Raw genomic sequence first — 21,383 nt, 5'->3', positions numbered from 1 at the left:
ATTGTCTCCTTAACCCGCAGTACTGTTCATTTGAGAAGAGACCTGTTTTTCAATTTGCGCCATACGCTCAATCAGGTTGAGTTTTTCTTGTAGTTTGCGACCTACCTTTGGATCAAGTGATTCCACGTGTGTGGTTGCTTCATTAATGCGCTTTTGAATTTCTTTGACCAAATCGGTATTTAATTCAGACCCTGCTGTGGCTACACTGACCTCACGCAGTAATTCGATTAGGTAATTAGTTAACAAGTCCTGGGCTATCAGCATTGAATACTCTTCTATGTCTACCGCACTACTGCCATAGTGCATGCTGTTTAATACCGACAAAAACTTCATCACAGGCAGCGATGTCATACTTAAAAAATTAAGCTCACGATTACCAGGTTTTTCGTCATTAATGAGTTTGGTATTGATGGTGCGAATAATCTCGCGTACTTTATAGGTAAGCGTTGAAGTTTCTTGAATGGTGATATCTTGCAAACTCACCTGCATACATTGGCTATTGCTGCCCGCATCCTTGCAACGCCATATCTTTGCAGATCTCGGGCCATTTCCAGTACCAATTAGCGCATTCACTAAATCAGCATTTCCAGCAAGGGAAGGTACGTTGGTTACCTTACCTTCTTTGTCAATAATCAGTGTCCCAGTTAAACTCATCACCATTTCAGCCAACTCTCTGTCACTGTTTAAGAATGATTTGGCTTGCAACAGTGACCATACAAGATTTTTATTTAAAACCACCTGCTTTTTACGCTCAGGATCTTGAGATGCTTTGCTCATCACATTATCAAAGCCAGTACCTGCGCAAACCATTCGCGCCTTCACATAATCACTGAACAATCCCTCTTTTCCCATGGCCGCCTGGTCTTTACAGATTTTTTGTTGACTTTCTGCGGTTTTTGGCCAAATGCCTCCCACCATGTTTTGTGAGAGCTGACAGGAGTTAATGCTGGCCTGGTTAGCCATTTGTTCCAATTGCTGCAAATAATCCCTTACCTGTTTCAGTTCAGGAACCGTAGAGGCAAGCATCACATCCACTGCATAAGCACCAGCATTGGTCATCACCGATTTTCCCAAATCAACAAGCTTTTGCTCACTTAAAAAACTCATACTGCCAGTATATAAATCAATGCCTCCACATCCAGCACGGTAACTGGGCAAATCCAATTGCACCAACTGATACTGACGTACCTGATTACGAGCATAGAGTGAACCCCCACCAAAAAATCCTGCAGCTTGAGATTCAAAGGCATCGGGCGAAGTCACATTAGACGCATAGCCCATCCCGTTAAAGAAATTATCGAGATCTTGACTTACATTAGCCTGAACAACAGGGAAAAAAGCCCATAAAAACAGAGTTATAACGGCTTTTTTCATTACAGTCTCCCCTTGATTTCATACGCTTTGATTTTTGAAATGAGTACAGCCATTCGGTCGTTCAGTTCAGCGTTCGTCATGGAACCAAAACCCACTGGATATAATGTTTTTGTTTTAGGGTTAACCACAAAAAGTGCCGGATAATTAATGGAATTACCACCAAATGCCGCATTAATCCACTCTGTAGTTGCCGGTAAAAATTTTGGAAATTCAGGCAATGGTTGATTATCCAACGACAAAGGCAAGACTTCTGCTTTGTTGCGATTTGCCCACCCTTTTAATATCGGTGCAAACCGCTTGCAATGTGGGCATTGGCTTCCATAAAACAAAATCAATCCATGGGTGCTAAAAAATCCCTTTCTTTTTGTATTTTGTGGCTCTTCTCGTTGGTGCGTTACTAAACCTTCTTGTTCGGCAATCAGGTTAGTTAGCCATTGAGATCCTTCGGCCTTAGCACCCAAGCCAATAAAAGCGAACATCACAATCAAAAATACACGGGCAAACATTATTCCTCTCCTTTAAATTGGTTGACCACTTGTTTTATACGTTCCATCAAGACATCCTGCGTAGTTAAGCCATATGCCACAGGTGAAACCTGTTGGCTTGCAGGATTCACCAACAGCAGTGCTGGAAAATAACGAACACCCAATCGATTAGCTTGCCCTTGATCCATTCGAGAATTCAGCAGTTCGGGAGAGGTTGCGCCATCAACACTAACTGGGATCAGTTGAATGCGAAATCGCTTGCAAAAATCAACAATAATGGGTATTTGCTTTAAGTCATAAGGGCTTTTTCCACGATAAAAAAACAACAAGCCATGTGATTTGGACAAGCGGTTTATAACTTCTATGGTTTGGGATTCGCGCACCTCATCGGTGATTTTTGCGCCCAGATTAGAAGTCGGATGAGTCACTGCATAATCATATTCTGGATGTGCCAACATCGTTTTCTGAAACAATGACTTAAATCGGGAGGACTCTTTAAGCCAGTAATCTTGCAGACTTAAAAATACGCGCATGTCCTCCATCTTTTTGGTGTACCGTGCTTTATGAAGCGCTTCCATGGTGTAGAAGCGCAGAACAGCATCGCGCTCTGTATAGCTTAGACTCTTAAAAGGAATACCCGAGGTTTTTTTCTCGACTCTTTTTGTTTCCCTTTCTTTTGTATACCATAGAAAACCCACCGGTTTATCAGCAAACGCAACCCCACTAAGTAGCAAAAAAACAATTAGCATCCTATTAATCATGAGCACGCCCCTGTTGCTTTAATCGTTCAATATGGGATTGGTTGGTCTGTTTAAGAGAATCATTCTTAGGCAAGACCATGCGAGCCACCAGCTCTTCCTGGATGGGTGATAAATCCAATGAGGCGAAATTAATGCGTTCGAGTTCTTCAGGGGTAAGTCCTCGACAATCAGGATACTGTGCTGTTCCATACGGAATACCTAATTGCCCCCCACGCCCCTGAATTTGAACAATTGATGCTAATTTAGTAGGAAATATGCAAAAGGTATAATGTCGAGCACCTAATTTATGGTTTTTATAAGAGCCTAAATACACCACACGGTTTTCATGTTTTGCACGTTGAAGCACCTGCAGTGCTTCCGGACAATGTTTTACCCAATCACCCCATCCTGAATCAGTACAACAATCGCGAAAACCCAGAGGATATTTTTTACATTCTTGCGCACTTCCGTTAAAAATTGCAGGAGTTCCGCTCCTAACCTGGTTTGCAGTCACGTCTCCAGCCACGCCGGCGAGTAGCCCAAGCCTTGATATACCTTCTGCCATGTCATCACTGGTTTCATCTCTTGAGGTGTCGCACTGTCCATCGATGCAATACATTTTTCCCGGGCATGCAGTTTTTTCTGGCATACAAAATTGCTGCATACATTGGAATGTTTGGGAATAACGCTCACAGCGATTAGCTTTTGACTTTACACAGGTGGATGCAGTTTGCGAGCAACCCTGATTAATGTACTCAGTACAAGTGGTGGATTGAACTGATCCACATTGATACTGTAATGCCCTACCCCAACAAGGTCGTTTAATAGCAACTCCTCCAATCACTTTCACCTGATTAGGCTCTAAACACGCTTGACTCTCTTCCAAAAAACAATAGCCATTCAGGTTCTCTGATTGAATAGGTTCACAAACCTGTGTTTGCCATTGGTCATCGCTCACGTATTCTGTGACTGTTACCTGCAATGGAACAGACAGCCTTCCATTGCCTGAAAGTTGCACTGTAACAGTTGTGTCGGTACAAGTCGGTTGTTTAGTCACACGCAAAGGTTGGCCGTGGTGTGTGACATGAACAGAAATCTCTTCACAAGGCTGTGTCAGAATAACGGTATTAGCCGGTGAGCACTGCCTATCAGCTGGGGAACAAGCTGTTAAATCAAATGTTGTCACTGACTTATATCGTTGTGGCACCACAGTTCGAGAAAAGCTCATACTGAGTGATTTTACTGTCACACTCAATGTCATCTCTTTGCAAGAAACCATGGAGTACTGCAGGGATTCTTCGCAGGATTTAACTGTTGATTCGATTTTGCAGTGGCTTGCCTCTTTATAGCAGGTACCTTCCAAGACGCCATCTGGATCACCAAGAATTGTTTCAGCATACTGCATTTCAGGAGTGTTGGGATTCGCACGCACTCGAGATCTGTTTAAGGCCTTATTATAAACCTCATGGGCAGTCGAGTTGTTTTTAAGTGCATTTAATCCAAGAGAAGCAAAAGGATTGCTTCCTTCTTGCGGTTGAAGCGAAGTTTCTTGAGGATTTATTGTGTAGCCTTTTAATGCAGTTGCTGGATTAAATCCTTTTAAGTTTTGCAAGGCTTCATCACGTGCATGAAGTGCATCAACCTGGTTTTGAGAAAAAGAAGAGAAAGATAGGATGCAGAAGAAAATTAGTCCGACTTTACTCACCGATTACCCTCCTGATATCCCTTGGTGTAAAATCAACATCCCCTCTTCCTGCCATACGAGCTAATCCTTCTTGAATGCTCAAATGGCCATAAATCACATCAAAGGTCTGACCATCATCAACAATTACAGCAGGTACTTGCTGAATTCCGAAACGCTCAAACAGAGTGGGGTCAATTGCCAAGTTCAAATTAGGAATATGCTTGCTTAATGCCATCACCTTCAGTGCCGTCTCACTCATCGAGTCACGATAAAGTCCGTTTAAATAGGCTGGAATGTTTAATTGAGCGCTCTCTTTTAATGTCTCTTGCAAAAGAGTTTCCGGTATGGAAAAGCTAACCAATACAGATATTTGTGCTGCAAAGGATGAGGTCATGATTACAGACCCAATCAATACCAAAATTCCTTTTCTTAACATAACAAACTCCTGCTTAAAGAAACGTACAGTTTCGTTTTCGCCACACCAAAAACCCATATTGGTCAGGTGTATGCGGCTTGATTTTTCCGGCTTCCCAGGCTAGAGTGCTTGAACCCCCTGGATAACAACGCTTGCCATCAGCCACCTGATTCACCAGCTCATAGCGATAACGTGATTTAGGGGTTACGGTGTAATAATGCTCTTTGCAAATTGCATCAGATTTAGGGCTTGAGTCAGACACTAAAAACTCACGGTGCATTTTGTAATTCATGCGCTCAGTCAGAAGCCACGCTGTTTGCACGGGTGATACAGACGCATTAACGTGTCCTGTCATCGGATAATGCGTTCCCTGACTGCCAGCACACCAAAAAAGGCTATCCAGTGGTTTACTAGCGATGGTAGATGAGAGTGCATCCGCAGCACACGCACTTGCGGCCACAGGGTTGCCAAACAATACTGACTCAGGACTTAACACAAAGCTCATCTCTGAATCAGACCATGTCGGGTCAAGTTCGGTCAGATAAGCAATGTCAAAATCACCTTTTTGCAGGCAACCTGAAGAGGTAATCAAATTAAGCCAGTTAATGAGCGGATATTTATACCAATGCACATGAAAAAATGCTCTCTGCTGCCCATTACCAACCACATGGCGTCCACCTCTTCCCTGCTTTAATCCCAGATTTAATTGAGTGCCACCAAGATTCACCAGACAATAAGGTGTATCCGTGACATCGGTAAGCGCCATCGGCTCCCAAAATCCGATATTCAAGCCCAAGCGAACACCGGTGCTGGCTGGACAAACGCCTATAGGGCTGGATGCATTTTCAGTATCAGGAAGTGATGAATTCACAACCTTTGCGTTGCCAATAGATAAGGGGAATAAACATCGCCAGCATACATCAGTAATAGGGTTCACAAAATGTCCTGTACAAAGCTTCGCAGAAGATTGATAGGACACAAGGTACAAAACAGTTAGAAGCAGTACTCTAAAGTACATCGCCATTCTCCTTGATTGCTTGTTCATGAATGACAAGGCTGTTTTGATGACGTATCACCTTTGCTGGAACGTGACCAATGTGCAGTTTGCTGGTAATTTTCCCTGCCTGGTCGAAATAAATCACCGAGTCCAACCTTTTTTCAGCTTTATTGACGGCACCGCCAGTCAGAATCAATTTAGGGTTTGCACACTGAGTTTTTTGATGATCTGCCCAATTTAACTGAGCATCATCATCAGCATTAAAGAATAACCAACACGGTGTATAGGAAGGCATATGTTGTAACGCATTCACATGAGTTCCTTTTGAATACAGAATCTGGCCTTTTTCATTGGTTATGTCTTGGCTTAAGGTAATCTCAGGAACGTACTCGTGTTTAATTGAATGGTGTGTGCGCACAATGTTCAATGCTGGTGGCCTATTCGCATGCTCGGCTGCCGTTTGAATCCAGCGCTGATTCAAAGACTTAAGCTCACCACTTGCCTTCAATGAGGCTAACCGTTCTTCAATGAGCCTTAAAAAGCTCTTTTCAGCAATAGGAAACACTTCACCGACTACACCAAAGGATTTGGCGTGAACTTGCCCCATTGAAATCATAAGAAGAAACAAGTAAAAAATAATGTTCACAATTTGTTCCTCATGGCGTGGCTCATCTTAATTCGCATCTCATCCGTAATATCAACACCTCCGGCAAGAACATCAGACGCCCTTAAAATGATGACTTTCTTTTGCTGTGCTGTATCAACCAATACCTTATTCAGTAATGCATTAAATCTTCTTGTTGATTGCTCCACTTGGGACTCTGTCGCTTTTGCTTCGGCCAATTGGCGAATGAATTGACTTAAGACTTCCTTTTTATCAAAAATAACAATCGATTTTTGAGGTGATACACCATAAAAACCCAAAACCACACCAAAAACCGCTAATGCACAACCTAAAAATAGAGGAGTTAATCGCATAATTCCTCCCTATAATATTTGTTTGCAACGCGTTTTATTGCCTCACTTAAGCTGACCCCTTGTTTGGTTAACGACTCAATGAGACTTACTTCATCCCCTGAGGTTGAAAACAGCACGCGGGAAAAGGGATCGCAAAAATAACGATGAAACGTGGTGACATTTCCAAACTGAATCATCAGATTGGAAAACCCTTGAGTTTTTGCCTCACCAAAAGATTCGATGACACGTGCTTCAAGCGGACTAAAATGCTTTGGATGTTCCTCTAGGTATTGCTTAAACGAACCCTGGCGCATAATGATTTTAGTATCACTACTTGCCGCAATAGCACGTCCCTGAATAGTGTTCATGGTGTCTAAAAGGTTTTGTGTGATGACTGCAAAACCACCCATATGCTTTCTTGCAGTACGAAAGCCCTGCTCGATAAAGCTGGCACACACTGGATTAGAACCACGAGCCAAAAAACGCCAGGCTTCATCAATGATACATCGTTTTTCGCGCCTTCTATCCGAGTGATAAAATTGCCCCTGGATAATCACGATCATGACAAACATGACAATGGTGAGCAGTTCAGGGTTAGATTCCAGCTCACCCATTTCAAGAACCACCAAATTGGAACCATTGAGTAGAGGTGTATCGCTGTTAAAGAGGTGGCCGTAAATGCCCTGACTTCCATATTTACTCATCAAAATCAGCAAATCCTTAAGCCGTTGGTCACCTTGGGATTGAGGTTTTTCTAGCATCCTTTGAAGTGAGGTTAAAACATCATCCATTTTTGCGTGACGGCCCCGCGCTTTCCAGCATTCAGTCACAGCATCTAAAAGCCATGCTTTTTGAACTTCCCCTAATGCCTCTGACGGGCTTGCCATGATTGCTAACAAATCTCTGATTTGAATGTAATCGTTGACTTGTTCCCCTTTAATCTCGGTGACCCCATCAAAATCAAACAGCGTAAATGGATTAAGCGTCAAAGTGGAGGCATCAATGTAGCTGCCACCAACCATCTCGCATAAATGCTTGTAAGAGCCGCCTAAATCAATGACGAAAATTTGTTGGCCTCGCGATAAACCATCCAAAATTTGTGCTTGCTCAAAGAAAGATTTACCAGCTCCTGTGGAAGCCACTGTGAGTCGATTAAAATTAGTTATGGGCAAAACCCTGTCATCAAAGGTATTTAAATAAAACAGTTGATGGCGATACGTAGGTACAATGAGCCCCTGTCTTGCTCCTTTAAAATCAGCAATGACCGGCAGAAGATTAGCAACATTGGCGTGACTCAGTTTTTTGGTCATGCCCAAGAGCTCAAGACTCGAAAAAAGGCCGGAAGTACATATAAAAGGAAGGGAACCTAAAAATCTTAACCATTGTTTGCAACGGCTCTGAGTTAATGTAAAACCCATTTGCCTAAAACTTGCAATTGCCTTGGCAACATGCTCACGTTCGTGGTCGCTAGTTGTATAAAGAATGACATTATAAAAGGTAGGTAAAAGGTGCAATTCGCCTTTTGATGCATGATCGTGCACAAATTGCCACTCGGCTGCTTCCTCACGAATGGATGGGTTAATAAAGGATTGAACGGGATTATTATTCGCGTTTAAGGATTTGGCACGAGCACGTGCTTTCGCCTTCATCTTTTCCTGATTCATACCTCGAATGGTGAATGAAATTAAAAAAGGACATTGGATCCCCTGCTCAGTATCAAGCAAGTTGGCAAATAAATCCGGTGTTTGCCATAAAGCAAATGGCTTGGCTGGGTAGTGACTCACCTCACAATTAACCAGTCGAGTTCGCACTGTTTGTGCTTGAGAGTCAGTAATTGATACCTCGATAGCCTCATCTCCAATTTCAATCACGGTTGAGGGACAGGGTATAGCTTCTGCAATAAACCCATCTGATTCATTAATGATTGGCCAGGACAACTCATTGAAATCAGGCGAAATTAATGCGCGCATCAGCACCTTAAATTCATCTTCCCCACACCGCCTAATTCCAAAACCCGCGACTTTAAGTTCGGATTCAAAGTCGGCTAGCAACAGTTGGAGCTGCCCTTCCACATCAGATTGCATCGGTCTTGAAACAAAAAGATAACCACAATAATCACTTAAGCCCGCCGGCACATTACGGCCATTTTTATATCCTTTTTTAATGGCATTCAGATGGTATTTCAGCGTCTCCCGTGCAAGCTCAGCATAAATACCACCTTGTTTTAAAATAGGCTCATAGTTTTGCGCAAGTTGTTCTCCAATCCATGGGTGTTTATACAACAACACCGTGCAATCCGTCCCTACAGTTAATTTATTTTTAAACAGTTGCGACAGGCTGTTCATTAAGGACTCATCCGCACCCGACATGGGCATTAACAACAAGCCAAAGCCCATTGAGTTGCGATTCACAAAAAAACCGGCTTCATTCACCGTTTCATAGGGTAAAAGGCTTTTGATAGAGGGCAAATCTAAAGTACACGACTCATATGCTTTATCATAGGAGCAAAGAGAATCAGGTTTCACTCCTGAAGTTTCTCCAAGTAGATGACTTGTACGATGCAATAAATCTCGCGCTTTATCGCGCCAAAGAGAGAAATTTACGCCCATGATTTCTCCTCCATGTTTCGTGCAACCCATAAAGATTGCCCGTTATTTTGTTTGATTATTTTCCCTTGGCGATTTGGGATATTATTTTCCGCTTTCATCATGCCCAAAGACTGCTTTGTTGGCTTTATATCATCAGCAAAACGAGTCATAGCATCGACCTGCTCAATCGTCAAACAACTGTCACCTGCCGTGGCATTGCAGCTGAAATTAGAATTCATTGGGCCACAGCCAGTTAAAAGAACTGAGATAATCGGCATTAGGACAACAATAGAGTGTCTCATTGTAAACCTCCTGTTTCATTGCGGCTTAAGGTATTCACACGGTTAATTTTTCCCAAGACTTCTGGAGGGACTGTAAAATTCATTTCCGAGTTCTTCTCTTCCTCACCTCTAGAAATCAATTCCTGTGTTTCCTCCTGCGCTTTATACCTCTGCATCGCATGTTGGCTCTTGTCTTCATCGGGCTCCAAGTAAAAGCCATCTTTAAAGACGATGGTAACCACATTGCCAGAACCTACCTGAATCACCGGATGGTATTGTTCTGCTCGTTTGACATAGTACTGAGATAAGGTGTCAGCTGCTTTGGAAGCACCACCATAAGCTGCAAAGGGTGCAATTTGACTGCTTGGCACAACGGATGTTGCGCCATATGGTCCAATGGCTTGTACGCTTTGCGCGTATTGTGCAGCACTTGCAATACCAGACAAGGCACCACTCACACCAGCCCAAGTCATCACTTTGTTATCTCGCATCAATGGTTTCCCTTTAATACCCACCTTGCCATTGAAAAACACCCAGCCTGTAACTTCCTTGTCAATAATGGGTTCGCCTGGATGAGCGCAAGACAAACGATAGAGTGTGGCAAAAGCACGCTCGCTGGAAATATCACCGTAGGAATTGGCACTGACTCGGCACCCTCTTAAGCGTGAGCGCTGACCATTCGGTAGCGTACCGTCTTCTAGAAACTTAAAGAGCATCACGCCATTATTTTTCGATTGGCCATTCACTGAAGCATCTGCATCCGCACCACCTAAAATGACGGCACGTACTGATGTATTAGAAGGCACATAATGAGCAGGATTAAGATAGAAATTGTGGTGCTTCTTTGTAATGTGTCGTTTTGGACGAAAAGAGACGGTGTGGATACGTGGAATGGCATCAGACAAAACCGTACCTCTATTCATCGTATTATTCATGGAATACACGTTGGGGTTATGCCATAGCTGAGGGTTTTGAACTTCCTTTAATTCGGAAGGGTTATCTTGTTGTTCCGAATTACTTTGTTTTTCCTGATTAGCTAAAACCAATTCTTGTACTTGAGAGGTCAATTCTTCTTTTTGCGCTTGCAATTCTTTTTGATGTGCCTCGGCCATTGATTTAATGTTAAGGGTCAATTCACTAACTTGCTTTTTTAATGATTCAAGCTCTGTTTGTTGTGCTGTGAGTGCATTGTCAGCCACCGCATCAGTAAACGATTCCTCTATGATTCCTGTTAAATTCACTGATTTTTTAGCCTCAAGATTCTTTTTGGGACGATCATCGGCCAATAGCACAATCATCATAGCAAAGAGAAAAAACAGACCACATCCTACGACAATCAAGGTGCGCACTTGACGCCCTTTAACCATTTTATTCCACTGCCAGTTAGCCATGATGACTCGCTTCCACACGATACAGCATGGCACGCTCTCCAGGTTTAATGGAAGGTTTGGAAAACTTAATCGCAAGCGTACCTTCTTTAGCAAACCAATCTTGCGCTAATTCCAGGGGTTCTTTACCGCCATTGTACAATTCGATGGTTTCGCCCTTTAACAACTTGCTGTCCCACGACTCTTTGGGTAAAAGCGTTAATCCTTTTGACCAGTGCTCCGCGCGGCCAAATTGACGTCTTACTTTCACATCGGCAAATGGCTTTTGTTGTTCCATGTGGGTTAGCATGGCAATAATAGCTTCAGGGACTGCTTCCTGAGTGATTTTTTTAGGGTTTGTTATTGGGGCGTGAGTCTTGGATGCAGCAACCACTGGCAGCACGGGAACCAGTTCAATGGTCTTGCCCAGTGACTCTTCTCCATTTACGGTCACTGAAAAATGTCGGCCTGACTCAGTGGTTAAAAATAAAGTAAAGGGATTGGCGGCTGCGAGCATAACATACACCGAGCCATCCTGCTCATCACGCTTAATGGCCATAGCGTTTGGTGGGAATACAGCTTCCATAATTTTATCGTTCTTGACTACAAGACGGTTGTAGTTACCCTGACTTAAAGTTAATGCAATATCACTGTTGTCTTTCACGGGGATGCTGTTAGCTCCCATTGCAACCGTTGATAATAAGGCCAGCGCAATACTGAATGGTTTATGCATCTTGTTTCTCCTTTAAAGGCGCAAACTGAACTATGGATAGACGGCTGTCTTTGTATTGGAACTGCAAAACATAAGTTTTACGCTCGTCATTTACTGCTTGAAGCCCTACAAACCGCTTCAAAATCCCTGAAACAACGACAGTCAGTTCGTGTGGGTTGGCTTTATTTTTATCAATATAAAAAATGGACGACATTTTTTTATCTTTGATGACCTTGGCCTCATTAGTTAGTAGCCGTAGCATTTGGTTGTAGTTTTGATGCCCAACATAAGAAAGAAGGCGTTGATGGCTGGCATCTACCGTTTCTGGTGTGACGCTTAAACGTTCATTAACAAAGTTTTCTGCCATCAGGCTTAAATAGTGGCCATCAACACTGGAAGCTGATTTCAAATAAGAAGGCGCACCACTAAAAGGAGTGACCTCAATCGTATGTTGATTCCATGCTTTAAATAAAAAGCAAGACAGCAAAACGTTCGATATCAAAAGGCCAAATACTAAAACAACCATCAGATTAAACCGTGCTGACAGCTGACTTAAGCGGCTTTGATAACTTTTAAAATCCATGCTCTCTCCTTAAGCCACATACACACGGTGGTGTGATAAAGGTAATTTGGGCAGAAAAAACTGAGTGATATAACTGGGTAAATACCAATAAGCCAACACTAAAAGCACCTTTGGACCCTCCCCTTTCTTCAAATGCCGCAACCCACTTAACAAACCCAATCCCAACATTGATACCAATACTTTTTGATTGGAGAGGATGAGCAAGATAAAGCTTAAGGCCGTCACTACCAGCTCATCCATGGTTAGCGTTAAGACCCTCTTGGGCGCATCAATGTGGTTTAAGAATTGATAGTTCATGTTACTCATCTCCTTCCTCCATCAAAAAACAAAGGTTTTCAGTAAAAAGGCTGGAATAAAGGCAACCGCAGTCACGCCAATAAACACCATGGGATTCTTGCTTTTGACGGCCATTGCGGTTGCAAGAATGATGTCCACCAAAATAAAGATTTTCCAAAACATCGAACCACTTCCCAGCGAATCTTTGACATCTCCTTCTAATGCACGAGCCAATAAGTCATTGGCAAAGACACTTTTTGAAAGCATTGCAAACATGAACGCCGAGCCTGCTTTTTGCATCAAACTGACTATCTTTTTACCCATTTTCATTACTTTCTCCGTTTTTAGGTTATAAAAATCCCTTAAGCACCTAAATTGCTTAATTTTTAAGCAAAAATCACAATGTTTTTATTACGAGAATAAAATCTCTTTTTAAGTTCTTTGACTCATTAGAAGATTCCTGAAATCACTTTGACTAATCCCTGTTCTAATGAAGGACGAGCCTCTTGAAATTTTAAATTGACTTTGTCTGCGTTAGATACCACGCGGGTTCTATAGCGCTGATATTGACTATCGCGCGATGATGTTTGGGAAGTAACCGTGCTGCTACCGTTTTTTAAATGAGATTGGAACTGCTCATTGATTTTAATGCCCTTACCGACTCTCTCACTGATTTGGACATCGGTTATCATGGTGTAATTCACATCTTTGACTAAAGAATCAGTAGCCATCCCAATGACCCCGCCAGCAAGGCCACCCACTATCATACCAGTGCTTGATTGAGTCAAACTTCCTGCAGCACTACCTGCTGCTGCGCCCGCAATGGCAGAACCATAACCCCCACCCAACGCAGATTGACTTGCAGCAACGCTCATTTTACCCACCTTGAGTACGTTGGCTTGTAACAGATAGTGAGCTGAACTTGGACTATTAACAACCTTATAGCCATGCGCGCTTAAGACTGTTTTTAATTGAGGAGCAATATCCACGTCTTCATCCGATGTGTTTTTTACTGAAACATAAACTGTCTTCTGAGTGTTTGGGACTGGATCCAAAAAAATCGTTTCACTTTGTTTGGTGCTGACTTGTAAAGAACCGTGCTCTATAGCAGTATGAGTTGCTGCACATCCCGTAAGCACTATTACAACACTAGCCAGTAGGGTTTTAGTAAGTCCTGATTTCATAGTTTCAATCATTGTATTATCCTTATTTGTCCTAACAATTAGTCATGAATTCCAGTAAAACACTTCCTAAACTTTTTTATTAATCGATTAATCATAGTTCCATCCCAACTGATTTCTCGTCTATAAGCTCCATCCTGAATTTTTTTCATGAACCCTCTTGAATTTCAAAACGATGGAATGGAACACATTCTGGCGCATCAAACGCTAACTTCAACTGACCATCCCGTTGATGATCCAGTACCATACAAAACACTTTGTTTTCTATCGCTACTGTCTCCCCTACCCTGCGTTTTAATATCAACATATTCCCCTTCCTCTTCTATTGATTATTTAGAAAAAGTAATTTATTGATAGCATCGTTTAATGCACTGTCTCATTCTCAAATGGATAAATTAAAAACAATTGCTGCCGCTTTAATAAAGAATATGCAAACACTGCTGCTTGTGCGTGTTTATCAAAATCAAAGCCACCGATTTCTGTAGCTGCTTTTTGCAAGCACAAAATACAACCTTCTAAAATATCGAACACCTCTTGTTCTGCATTCATAATGAATTTCTTTGATAAGCGATAATGCCATTGAATCATCATTTAAGATCAGGTGCATTCACCTAGGTGCAAGGATAATAAAAAAGTGGAAAAAATTTTTAGGGTGTGGAATTTAATTGAAATAGCTATTGTAATCGTAGGTAATCGCAAAGTATTTAGATAATTTTACATAGTCGTAAAAGAGTTGCTCTAGATTGGAGTCATACAAACCTCTATCCTTTAACCAATTAACAAACTCATCTCCCTTCAACAGATTACGCTCCTCTCTAAATAGTTCTACCTGGTAGATAAGCTCGCATTCGGTTATTTCGTATTCTTGTTTATCTAGCATTGCTATTATAGATTGATAATGAAGCATATTAGCTTTTGTTTTAGGAATGGATAGTAATTTAACAATATTTTCAGCTCGCTGAAGATGAGCCACTTCTCCTATTTGCTCTAGTTCATGAGAATTCAACCAAACAGGCGATAAAGTAGCTTCAATTAATTTTTTTTCAAAAAGGGTAAAATTTCTTTTTTTCTTACCAAAGGCTAAAGTCATTGGAAGGATTTGCTGGTGATTTAAATAAAACAATAAGGATTTTGCATCCTCTTTTTTCACGTCCGCATAATTGGACTTAATTAAATGATAAAGTTCCTCTGAAACCTGTTGGGCAATCCTACCCCATGTTCTCTCAGCATAAAATATTGATCGAATAGAATCTAAAATCGTTTCCTTATTAGTTATATTTATTCTTTCAAGCGTCAGACGAATATTGATCAAAGGAATGGTTTGCTCATTGTTGTATTTAGAATAAGCAATGGCAACTTCATCATCACCATCAATTTCTTCATTCTTATACATCTCATAAATACGCCCATACCCTTTCATACCAAAAGCATCCAGCTCTGCTGCTCTCAAAGCCCCCATTGAAGCAGCTCCGAATACCTCTAAACCATAGTCTAGGGCAGTTAATATTTCTTTATGCCAAACAGAAGGAACACAAGAAAAATTTCCATCAATGATGACAATTCGTTTATATCCATCATTTATTGATTTAAGCACATCACCCTTTTTAATTGATGGTAGATACTTTGCATCTGGCAATAGATGCATCGCTTCTTGATGGGATAAAGAGGTTTCTAAAAAAACGACTGTTTCATACATGGCTTATCAAGTCCATAGAAATTAGTTTAACCTTCACAATACAAATTTCTTTGTCATAATACGTGTACACTAAAATATCCTGATTATTTTCTTTAATCTTTTCATAGAGTACAGAAAGTGCATCCTCTATTGTCCCTACAGAATAATCCTGTACTTCATCGAAGTTCTTTTTATTCATAACAACAGGAAACTCACTGGCCTTAGAATCATATTTAGTATTAATTAGATCATCTCGAGAACCTGCTATAGTAGTTACTCGCGATTGAATGGCTTCAGTGAGTGCACGATTTAAGGCTATTTTTTTATTTAAATGGCTTCCACTACCCTTAAATAGGATTTGATTTTCAAAAGGATTTTTTGATTTAAGCAACACTTCAAATGAAGGAACTCTATAATAATTTTCTTGATAAGTAATGAAACAATCAAACCTTATTGATAAATTTTCAACTAAATTGCTATTAACAAAAGCAATCTCGGTTATCTGTTGCGCGTCTTGCCTCTCAATTACTTCCAAAATTCCGTGTAACAGAGCTTCTTTATAGTTATTTCCTCCTGCGAGTCCTGTTGTATCAGGAGAATAAATTAAAACTTCCGGTAAATAAGAATTTAATGAATATTCTGCAAAAGGTACAAGAATGGTCTTCCCTGAGAATACTAAATCAGCATATACCCAATTTATTGGCTGTGAGGGATTGGTAAACCGCACTGAGTTTGCAAGTTGATTTATTGGTATAAAAAGGTTATTACTTTGTGTTAATTCAAGCTCTGATTTATTAGTCACTTGTGGAATTATTTCTTCAGCAAAATACACCTCAATCGACTCCATCAAGGCCGAACATTTAGCTGCTTCCTTTGTTAATCCTTTTCCTTGACTCGTTGTTAATGATTTTGCTCTAGGCCTTATTGCAGTATAGACGGGTAGGCTGGTGTAATCTAAATGTGTTAAGTCTGCTAATCGAGTAATTCCCGCTAGTTTCTTAAACTGATTCAATAAGTTTAGTGTTTCACTGAAATGACGTGCTCTAAAAGAAGTTTCTGCATGCCTAATAATCATTTAGACAGACTCGTTTTGAGGTAATAAGCATCAACGCCTAACGTTCTAAGCTCTGAAGCAAACAATTTACTTCGATACCCTGAAGCACAATAAAATACTAATTTTTTATCTTTATAAGATAAAAAAAACGCATAATTATTATTATCCTTAATAGGAAAAAATAAATCATCATCTAACTTTATAATCTCTCTCTCCTCTTTTTGCCTTATATCAACCAGAAAATGCTTGTTTCTATCAAGATCTTCTATGGAGATCCCATAATCAGCACTACTGGTTTGCAAATAATCAAAGTTGATTTTCTTTTGTTTGCATGCAATGCATTCATTATTTTGCTTTATAGTCAAAGAGGAGATACTAAAGTTTTTTGCATCTACTATTCGTACTTGTGGTGCTTCCCCATCCTCTACCTTAAGTAAATAATTTAGAGCAAGGTTAGCGGCCATGGTTCCGGCTATTCCTGTTACTGTGCCTAAAACACCCGCTTCGGAACAGTTAGGAATTGCACCTGTAGGAGGCGGGTTAGGATATAAACAACGATAACAGCAATGTTTCGTATCAAATAAAACAAGCTGAATGACATTTACAAAAATACTACAGCTTATAAATACTTTTTCTTGTAAGACACAAATATCGTTAATAAGGTATCTCGTTTCAAAATTGTCTGTTCCATCGATGATCAGATCGACATCTGAGACTGATGAGTAACCGAAATCTACATCAAATTTATTGGTGTATGCTTCAAGAACTATATTGCAATTAACTTGACTTAGAGCAACTTTCGCTTTCTCAGCTTTATAATCTCCGACATCTGCCTCATTAAATAAAATCTGTCTATGTAAATTAGAAAGATCTACTTTATCATTATCGACTAGGATTAACTTTCCAACACCAGCAGCGGCAAGATATTGAGCAACAGGACATCCGATACCGCCTAGACCAACGATCATAATTCTTGCATTACTTAGTATTTTTTGACTTTGCTCTCCGATCACTGCGATCTGGCGTTTATACCGTTCCATTCCTCTACCCCCCTGATATCGAAGTTACAATACAGATTTCATCATTAGGGTTAAGTGCAATTTCTTTAACTGATGTAATTTGTTTTGAGTTAACAAATACAGAAATGTATCCCTTTGAACAACCGTCTTCATCAAACATCTTTTCAAACTTCTCTTTATAAAATTCTAATAATACTTGTTGCAAGTTTGATTGATTAGAAACCAATTGGATTTCTTTTTTGGACGAACTAAACTCTATTAATTGGTATTCATGCATTCTTATAACCTGTAGATTTTTATATAAACGATATATATAATTTATTTATATTTTTAACAATTGTGGTGAAATATGAACGAACAACTGTTTAAAGATCTTACTAAAAACTCATCAGCAGCCAAAATGAGGCTATAATCTATTTTTAATTCAATAAACCTCTACAATATCTTGCTCTGCAAGAAAGTTACCAGTCTTATTTATTTCAGTTACAGAGTCATCCCAACAAAGAACCATCGCTGACTTAGACATATGTGCCATTTGTTCGCTTGTATCATCAGGCTTAACAAAAAAAGTCCATTCATTTTGAACATGAAGTTCAGGTTTGTTTATCTTTTTTATAACCCCCATCTTTGTAGGAAAGTAACCACATACGAAGTGACTTTTATTTTCTACCATGCTAGGAGGTTCAACTCCACAAACAATACAACATAAAATTGTTTCAAGGCTTATGGAATATTTTCTCTGGTACAACTTATTTAAACCAATACCTGGTGGTCTAGCATTGGTTTCGATAAATTGAATATAACCATCCTCATTCATGAAGAATTCAGTATGAAGTACCCCATTATGGAATCCCAATAACTGGCTCACCTTAACTGAAGCATCAATAATTGATTGTCGTTGAGGCGCTTCTAAAATATTCAAACTAAATATAGGAAAATTTTTACTAACCATTAAATGGTTTGGATGGGTATATTTCCTGGCTTCTACAAACAAAATGTTCCCATCAAAAACTACCAACTCCGAATGATATAAATCATCTGCCACATAAGCTTGAGCGATATAGTTTTCCTCATCCTCTTTCTTATTGGCTAAAAAATTAGAAAACTCTCTCTCAGTCTTAATATGATAGGTCTCATAGGAACCAGAGGAATTAATAGGTTTAACAAAAATCTCTTGAACACCTATCTTTTCTTGAATTGATTTTAAATTTGGAGATTCAATCAATGTGGTTGTTTTAGGAAATGGAAATGAACCATCCAACTTTTGATACATAAGATCCTTGTGGCTTAATAGCATTGCCGTATTCGAACTCATACCAGCAATCTTTAGATGTTCTCGGATTTTTGCTATATCCACGAACATATCCTCAGAAAAACACACGATATACTTTGGACGAATTGAATCACAAATTGCTAGGATATCTTCATATGAAAATGAGTTTACTAATACATTTTCCCGATCCTTAACAGCCTTAGATGCATCTTTAATCAAAAAAAAGGGAGTAATGCCCAATTGAAGAAGCATCTCACAATCGATTAATTCATAGTCCTGAAGAGGATCAATGCATAACAGTGTCGTTATTCTCATTATATTTAATACCAAAACATCCTACTAAAAACGTTGTTTTCGAAGGGAATTGATCAACTGAATACCCAAGTTTATTTGTTACTTCCAAAAATCGAGGATCGTAAGAAAAAATCGTCTCCCTAGGTAGTTTAAATAAGTTATTAGTCACTTGATTGTTCTTTTCATGAAAAAGTGTTAAATCGAGCATTGTTGCACTTTCAAAAAATGGCGTATTCTTAAGATGGCCTAATTTCTTTATATGATCAGCGTACTGAAAATAAGTATCGTATATTAATTCACAACGCTGTGGTTTATTTGAAAATGAGGTAGGCTTAAAAGCCATCTCTTCTTTGAGGATCGAATAAAAAACAGGGTTGTTTTTATTTTTGTCAAAATGAACAGGCTCCATAACAAAAGGAGTGTATTTGGATTTATATATATCGCGATACGTCTCAACAATAAAATCTAAGGGCAATAAATCATCCCCTACGGCTAAACCGTAACCGGGAACTTGTCCCGTACCTATAGTAATCAATTGACTAATGGCGTTATTAGTAAATTCATTTTGAGATATTTCAGGATTATTGGCTCGGACGTAGGCCATTAGATAATTATAAAAAGGTAAGTTTGCATAATAACCTGTCTGATTAGAATCAAATTCCATGACTAAACTCAAAAGAGTTGGCAATTTATTCTCTTTAATTAACGTTACAATTTCAGAAGGAAACACCAATAATTTTGAACGCCACTTACAGTTGGCTGCCTCACATAAACTCTTAAAGGTTAAATAATGATTTCCAAGCTCATCTGGCACAGGAATGTCAGCCTTAAAATATTTTTCTAAACTGGCATGTGGCCTTGCGTCTGCCACAGGACAAAGTAAAAAGGTATTTCTTGCACCTGATGATATTTGCAGTATATCTGTGGGATGATGAGTATTTGAAGCATTATAAAGTGAACTAACGCTTAAAAAATCCCCTTCTTTATAGACTTGGTGTGTGCTTGACTTCCCTTTAAATTCAATAAACATTTCAAGATTTTTTTCTAAAACCATTGAAAATGGAACCGAGGATAGCTTTCCACAAGTATTTGGCAAATAAAAATAGTCCTCATCCGCAATGATTTGTCCATACTGATATTCAAGGACAGTAAAAAGCATATTTTGAATGCCATCTATGGTTTCTAATATTTCATAGAGGCGTTTATTAACACGAGCTATGTCCGTTTTTACCCTATCCCAAGATAATTCACTCATATGACATCAATCTAAAATCCTATTAATTAACCGAATCATACAAGAGAACATTAGTGTATTCAATGAACCTGTATTTCATGCAATAAAATTTATTGCTAAAAATAATAATATTTCTTGCTTAAATGCATTTCAAGTTATAAATTATATCACTTGGGATGCATTTAAATAAAAATGGAGCTTTTAATGGTAATTGACCATGTTGATAGCCAGATAATAAAAATGATAATAAACGGTAGCCAAGTTACCGAAATCGCTGAAGATACCAAAAAATCAAAAAGATACATCCTCTATAGACTTAGTGACTTAAAGACTAGCTTTAATTGCAAAACCACGCCTCAGCTAATCTATATGTTGGCCACGTCAGGGTTAATTAAGTAATTTCACCACATGGATGTTTTATGAATAATTCAATTTACTATCATAGATTTAACAAGCTTCTTTCATTAACTAACTGCCCTAAAGAAGCTCTGCTTTTAGATAAAATCATATTTCATTATCAAGGCACTCTTTTAAAACGCGAAAATAAATTATGGTTTACAAAAAAAATTCCTGATCTTGCTGCGGAACTCGGTTTTAGTGAAAGCAGGATTTATATCTACCTAAAAAATTTAGAAGAAGAAGGACTGATTATCCGAAAAAGATTTAAATATTACGGTGTACCTCGATCTTTTATAGCAATTACAGAAACACTTCAAAGCAAATTACAATTTCTCTCAAAAGAGAAAGAAAACACTATAGAAATAAAAGAAAAAAAACCTACATCTAGAAATGATATAAACGAGAGAATGGATTATCTTGTTTCAGCAGATACCAATAATAAAGAAAAAAATAGAGTAATTAATAATATTACTCTTAATCAATTAGACGATAAACTACCTATAAACGAACTCAATATCGTTAAGGGGATGTTATTGAATGTTCAAAAAAGCCATGGAGTAAAGCTATCATCCCCTCAAAAGGTTTTAGACGAAATTGTATTTTCATTAAGCAATAAAGAGCAATTTCAAAATATTGACACTTTTCAACATAAAATTAATATCATTTCTCAACTCCTTCGTAACAACCGCTGGAGAACACCGAAAGGATTTAACAAATACTCACCTGAAGCTAAACGTTATCAAGAACAATGTGATCAGGAAAATACTGCTCGATTGAAAATCAAAAAGGACGAAT

The 21,383-nt window shown here is 39.3% G+C and carries 25 protein-coding genes; 1 reads left to right on the top strand and 24 read right to left on the bottom strand.

Annotated features, from left to right (window positions below; translation table 11 throughout):
- Nucleotides 1–9: 9 nt before the first annotated feature.
- The 24 genes from OQJ02_RS15205 to OQJ02_RS15090 form a co-directional block, all read right to left on the bottom strand.
- Nucleotides 10–1,374, bottom strand: a complete 1,365-nt coding sequence (locus OQJ02_RS15205) for a conjugal transfer protein TraH (RefSeq protein WP_011212618.1) — start codon at nt 1,372–1,374, stop codon at nt 10–12.
- Nucleotides 1,374–1,880, bottom strand: coding sequence for a type-F conjugative transfer system pilin assembly thiol-disulfide isomerase TrbB (trbB, locus tag OQJ02_RS15200; protein WP_042236047.1), 507 nt, complete (start codon nt 1,878–1,880; stop codon nt 1,374–1,376). The genes OQJ02_RS15205 and trbB overlap by 1 nt, the downstream gene beginning before the upstream one ends.
- Complete coding sequence (gene traF, locus OQJ02_RS15195) at nt 1,880–2,620, bottom strand: type-F conjugative transfer system pilin assembly protein TraF (RefSeq protein ID WP_011212616.1); 741 nt, start codon at nt 2,618–2,620, stop codon at nt 1,880–1,882. The genes trbB and traF overlap by 1 nt, the downstream gene beginning before the upstream one ends.
- Nucleotides 2,613–4,304 carry a type-F conjugative transfer system mating-pair stabilization protein TraN gene (gene traN / locus OQJ02_RS15190; protein WP_011212615.1) on the bottom strand — a complete coding sequence of 564 codons (1,692 nt, stop codon included), beginning with the start codon at nt 4,302–4,304 and terminating at the stop codon, nt 2,613–2,615. Before traN ends, traF begins: the two co-directional genes overlap by 8 nt.
- On the bottom strand, nt 4,297–4,719 hold the full coding sequence (gene trbC, locus OQJ02_RS15185; protein ID WP_041173938.1) for a type-F conjugative transfer system pilin assembly protein TrbC: 423 nt from the start codon (nt 4,717–4,719) through the stop codon (nt 4,297–4,299). The genes traN and trbC overlap by 8 nt, the downstream gene beginning before the upstream one ends.
- Before the next feature lie 13 nt (nt 4,720–4,732).
- Nucleotides 4,733–5,716, bottom strand: coding sequence for a conjugal transfer pilus assembly protein TraU (gene traU, locus OQJ02_RS15180; RefSeq protein ID WP_011212613.1), 984 nt, complete (start codon nt 5,714–5,716; stop codon nt 4,733–4,735).
- Nucleotides 5,706–6,341 (bottom strand): type-F conjugative transfer system protein TraW, encoded by a 636-nt coding sequence (gene traW / locus OQJ02_RS15175; RefSeq protein ID WP_011212612.1) that lies wholly within the window; start codon nt 6,339–6,341, stop codon nt 5,706–5,708. The genes traU and traW overlap by 11 nt, the downstream gene beginning before the upstream one ends.
- Complete coding sequence (gene trbI, locus OQJ02_RS15170) at nt 6,338–6,673, bottom strand: type-F conjugative transfer system protein TrbI (RefSeq protein WP_011212611.1); 336 nt, start codon at nt 6,671–6,673, stop codon at nt 6,338–6,340. Before trbI ends, traW begins: the two co-directional genes overlap by 4 nt.
- On the bottom strand, nt 6,664–9,261 hold the full coding sequence (gene traC, locus OQJ02_RS15165) for a type IV secretion system protein TraC (RefSeq protein WP_042236049.1): 2,598 nt from the start codon (nt 9,259–9,261) through the stop codon (nt 6,664–6,666). Before traC ends, trbI begins: the two co-directional genes overlap by 10 nt.
- Nucleotides 9,252–9,542 carry a TraV family lipoprotein gene (locus OQJ02_RS15160; RefSeq protein WP_041173936.1) on the bottom strand — a complete coding sequence of 97 codons (291 nt, stop codon included), beginning with the start codon at nt 9,540–9,542 and terminating at the stop codon, nt 9,252–9,254. Before OQJ02_RS15160 ends, traC begins: the two co-directional genes overlap by 10 nt.
- Nucleotides 9,539–10,912 carry a TrbI/VirB10 family protein gene (locus OQJ02_RS15155; RefSeq protein ID WP_011212609.1) on the bottom strand — a complete coding sequence of 458 codons (1,374 nt, stop codon included), beginning with the start codon at nt 10,910–10,912 and terminating at the stop codon, nt 9,539–9,541. The genes OQJ02_RS15160 and OQJ02_RS15155 overlap by 4 nt, the downstream gene beginning before the upstream one ends.
- On the bottom strand, nt 10,905–11,621 hold the full coding sequence (gene traK / locus OQJ02_RS15150) for a type-F conjugative transfer system secretin TraK (RefSeq protein WP_011212608.1): 717 nt from the start codon (nt 11,619–11,621) through the stop codon (nt 10,905–10,907). The genes OQJ02_RS15155 and traK overlap by 8 nt, the downstream gene beginning before the upstream one ends.
- Nucleotides 11,614–12,183, bottom strand: coding sequence for a type IV conjugative transfer system protein TraE (gene traE / locus OQJ02_RS15145; protein WP_042236052.1), 570 nt, complete (start codon nt 12,181–12,183; stop codon nt 11,614–11,616). Before traE ends, traK begins: the two co-directional genes overlap by 8 nt.
- A 9-nt stretch (nt 12,184–12,192) precedes the next feature.
- Complete coding sequence (gene traL, locus OQJ02_RS15140) at nt 12,193–12,480, bottom strand: type IV conjugative transfer system protein TraL (protein WP_227000277.1); 288 nt, start codon at nt 12,478–12,480, stop codon at nt 12,193–12,195.
- Between the two features lie 21 nt (nt 12,481–12,501).
- Nucleotides 12,502–12,789 carry a hypothetical protein gene (locus OQJ02_RS15135; RefSeq protein WP_011212605.1) on the bottom strand — a complete coding sequence of 96 codons (288 nt, stop codon included), beginning with the start codon at nt 12,787–12,789 and terminating at the stop codon, nt 12,502–12,504.
- A gap of 119 nt (nt 12,790–12,908) precedes the next feature.
- A complete protein-coding gene (locus OQJ02_RS15130; RefSeq protein ID WP_011212604.1) occupies nt 12,909–13,655 on the bottom strand; it encodes a complement resistance protein TraT in 747 nt (248 codons plus the stop codon).
- Nucleotides 13,656–13,788: 133 nt separating this feature from the next.
- Nucleotides 13,789–13,947 (bottom strand): carbon storage regulator, encoded by a 159-nt coding sequence (locus OQJ02_RS15125; protein ID WP_080282142.1) that lies wholly within the window; start codon nt 13,945–13,947, stop codon nt 13,789–13,791.
- Between the two features lie 56 nt (nt 13,948–14,003).
- On the bottom strand, nt 14,004–14,189 hold the full coding sequence (locus OQJ02_RS15120; RefSeq protein WP_011212602.1) for a hypothetical protein: 186 nt from the start codon (nt 14,187–14,189) through the stop codon (nt 14,004–14,006).
- Nucleotides 14,190–14,301: 112 nt separating this feature from the next.
- Nucleotides 14,302–15,336: a TfuA-like protein gene (locus OQJ02_RS15115; RefSeq protein WP_042236054.1), complete on the bottom strand. Its 1,035-nt coding sequence runs from the start codon at nt 15,334–15,336 to the stop codon at nt 14,302–14,304.
- Nucleotides 15,329–16,390, bottom strand: coding sequence for a YcaO-like family protein (locus OQJ02_RS15110; protein WP_011212600.1), 1,062 nt, complete (start codon nt 16,388–16,390; stop codon nt 15,329–15,331). The genes OQJ02_RS15115 and OQJ02_RS15110 overlap by 8 nt, the downstream gene beginning before the upstream one ends.
- On the bottom strand, nt 16,387–17,409 hold the full coding sequence (locus tag OQJ02_RS15105) for a MoeB/ThiF family adenylyltransferase (protein ID WP_011212599.1): 1,023 nt from the start codon (nt 17,407–17,409) through the stop codon (nt 16,387–16,389). Before OQJ02_RS15105 ends, OQJ02_RS15110 begins: the two co-directional genes overlap by 4 nt.
- Before the next feature lie 4 nt (nt 17,410–17,413).
- Nucleotides 17,414–17,665, bottom strand: coding sequence for a MoaD/ThiS family protein (locus OQJ02_RS15100; RefSeq protein ID WP_011212598.1), 252 nt, complete (start codon nt 17,663–17,665; stop codon nt 17,414–17,416).
- A gap of 147 nt (nt 17,666–17,812) precedes the next feature.
- The gene (locus OQJ02_RS15095; protein ID WP_011212597.1) at nt 17,813–18,976 is read right to left on the bottom strand and encodes an ATP-grasp domain-containing protein; all 1,164 of its coding nucleotides are present in this window, start codon (nt 18,974–18,976) and stop codon (nt 17,813–17,815) included.
- Nucleotides 18,948–20,210, bottom strand: a complete 1,263-nt coding sequence (locus tag OQJ02_RS15090) for a hypothetical protein (RefSeq protein ID WP_011212596.1) — start codon at nt 20,208–20,210, stop codon at nt 18,948–18,950. Before OQJ02_RS15090 ends, OQJ02_RS15095 begins: the two co-directional genes overlap by 29 nt.
- A gap of 398 nt (nt 20,211–20,608) precedes the next feature.
- Between OQJ02_RS15090 and OQJ02_RS15085 the strand changes: the two genes are divergently transcribed.
- Nucleotides 20,609–21,383 (top strand): hypothetical protein (locus tag OQJ02_RS15085; protein WP_265719853.1); only part of this gene is annotated, 775 nt, incomplete at its 3' end.

Source organism: Legionella sp. PATHC032 (assembly GCF_026191185.1).
Lineage (GTDB): Bacteria > Pseudomonadota > Gammaproteobacteria > Legionellales > Legionellaceae > Legionella.
Note: the sequence above shows the minus strand (reverse complement) of the source record. Positions and strands in the feature narration are given on the sequence as shown.

Bases quoted from the DNA above. Each gene is read 5' to 3' on its own strand.
- trbB (WP_042236047.1), bottom strand. From the start codon at position 1,880: ATGTTTGCCCGTGTATTTTTGATTGTGATGTTCGCTTTTATTGGCTTG.
- traK (WP_011212608.1), bottom strand. From the start codon at position 11,621: ATGCATAAACCATTCAGTATTGCGCTGGCCTTATTATCAACGGTTGCA.
- OQJ02_RS15125 (WP_080282142.1), bottom strand. From the start codon at position 13,947: ATGTTGATATTAAAACGCAGGGTAGGGGAGACAGTAGCGATAGAAAAC.
- trbC (WP_041173938.1), bottom strand. From the start codon at position 4,719: ATGTTAAGAAAAGGAATTTTGGTATTGATTGGGTCTGTAATCATGACC.
- OQJ02_RS15105 (WP_011212599.1), bottom strand. From the start codon at position 17,409: ATGGAACGGTATAAACGCCAGATCGCAGTGATCGGAGAGCAAAGTCAA.
- OQJ02_RS15205 (WP_011212618.1), bottom strand. From the start codon at position 1,374: ATGAAAAAAGCCGTTATAACTCTGTTTTTATGGGCTTTTTTCCCTGTT.
- OQJ02_RS15160 (WP_041173936.1), bottom strand. From the start codon at position 9,542: ATGAGACACTCTATTGTTGTCCTAATGCCGATTATCTCAGTTCTTTTA.
- traE (WP_042236052.1), bottom strand. From the start codon at position 12,183: ATGGATTTTAAAAGTTATCAAAGCCGCTTAAGTCAGCTGTCAGCACGG.
- OQJ02_RS15130 (WP_011212604.1), bottom strand. From the start codon at position 13,655: ATGATTGAAACTATGAAATCAGGACTTACTAAAACCCTACTGGCTAGT.
- traC (WP_042236049.1), bottom strand. From the start codon at position 9,261: ATGGGCGTAAATTTCTCTCTTTGGCGCGATAAAGCGCGAGATTTATTG.
- traU (WP_011212613.1), bottom strand. From the start codon at position 5,716: ATGTACTTTAGAGTACTGCTTCTAACTGTTTTGTACCTTGTGTCCTAT.
- OQJ02_RS15120 (WP_011212602.1), bottom strand. From the start codon at position 14,189: ATGAATGCAGAACAAGAGGTGTTCGATATTTTAGAAGGTTGTATTTTG.
- OQJ02_RS15110 (WP_011212600.1), bottom strand. From the start codon at position 16,390: ATGATTATTAGGCATGCAGAAACTTCTTTTAGAGCACGTCATTTCAGT.
- traL (WP_227000277.1), bottom strand. From the start codon at position 12,480: ATGAACTATCAATTCTTAAACCACATTGATGCGCCCAAGAGGGTCTTA.
- OQJ02_RS15090 (WP_011212596.1), bottom strand. From the start codon at position 20,210: ATGAGTGAATTATCTTGGGATAGGGTAAAAACGGACATAGCTCGTGTT.
- OQJ02_RS15115 (WP_042236054.1), bottom strand. From the start codon at position 15,336: ATGTATGAAACAGTCGTTTTTTTAGAAACCTCTTTATCCCATCAAGAA.
- traF (WP_011212616.1), bottom strand. From the start codon at position 2,620: ATGATTAATAGGATGCTAATTGTTTTTTTGCTACTTAGTGGGGTTGCG.
- OQJ02_RS15135 (WP_011212605.1), bottom strand. From the start codon at position 12,789: ATGAAAATGGGTAAAAAGATAGTCAGTTTGATGCAAAAAGCAGGCTCG.
- trbI (WP_011212611.1), bottom strand. From the start codon at position 6,673: ATGCGATTAACTCCTCTATTTTTAGGTTGTGCATTAGCGGTTTTTGGT.
- OQJ02_RS15100 (WP_011212598.1), bottom strand. From the start codon at position 17,665: ATGCATGAATACCAATTAATAGAGTTTAGTTCGTCCAAAAAAGAAATC.
- OQJ02_RS15095 (WP_011212597.1), bottom strand. From the start codon at position 18,976: ATGAGAATAACGACACTGTTATGCATTGATCCTCTTCAGGACTATGAA.
- OQJ02_RS15155 (WP_011212609.1), bottom strand. From the start codon at position 10,912: ATGGCTAACTGGCAGTGGAATAAAATGGTTAAAGGGCGTCAAGTGCGC.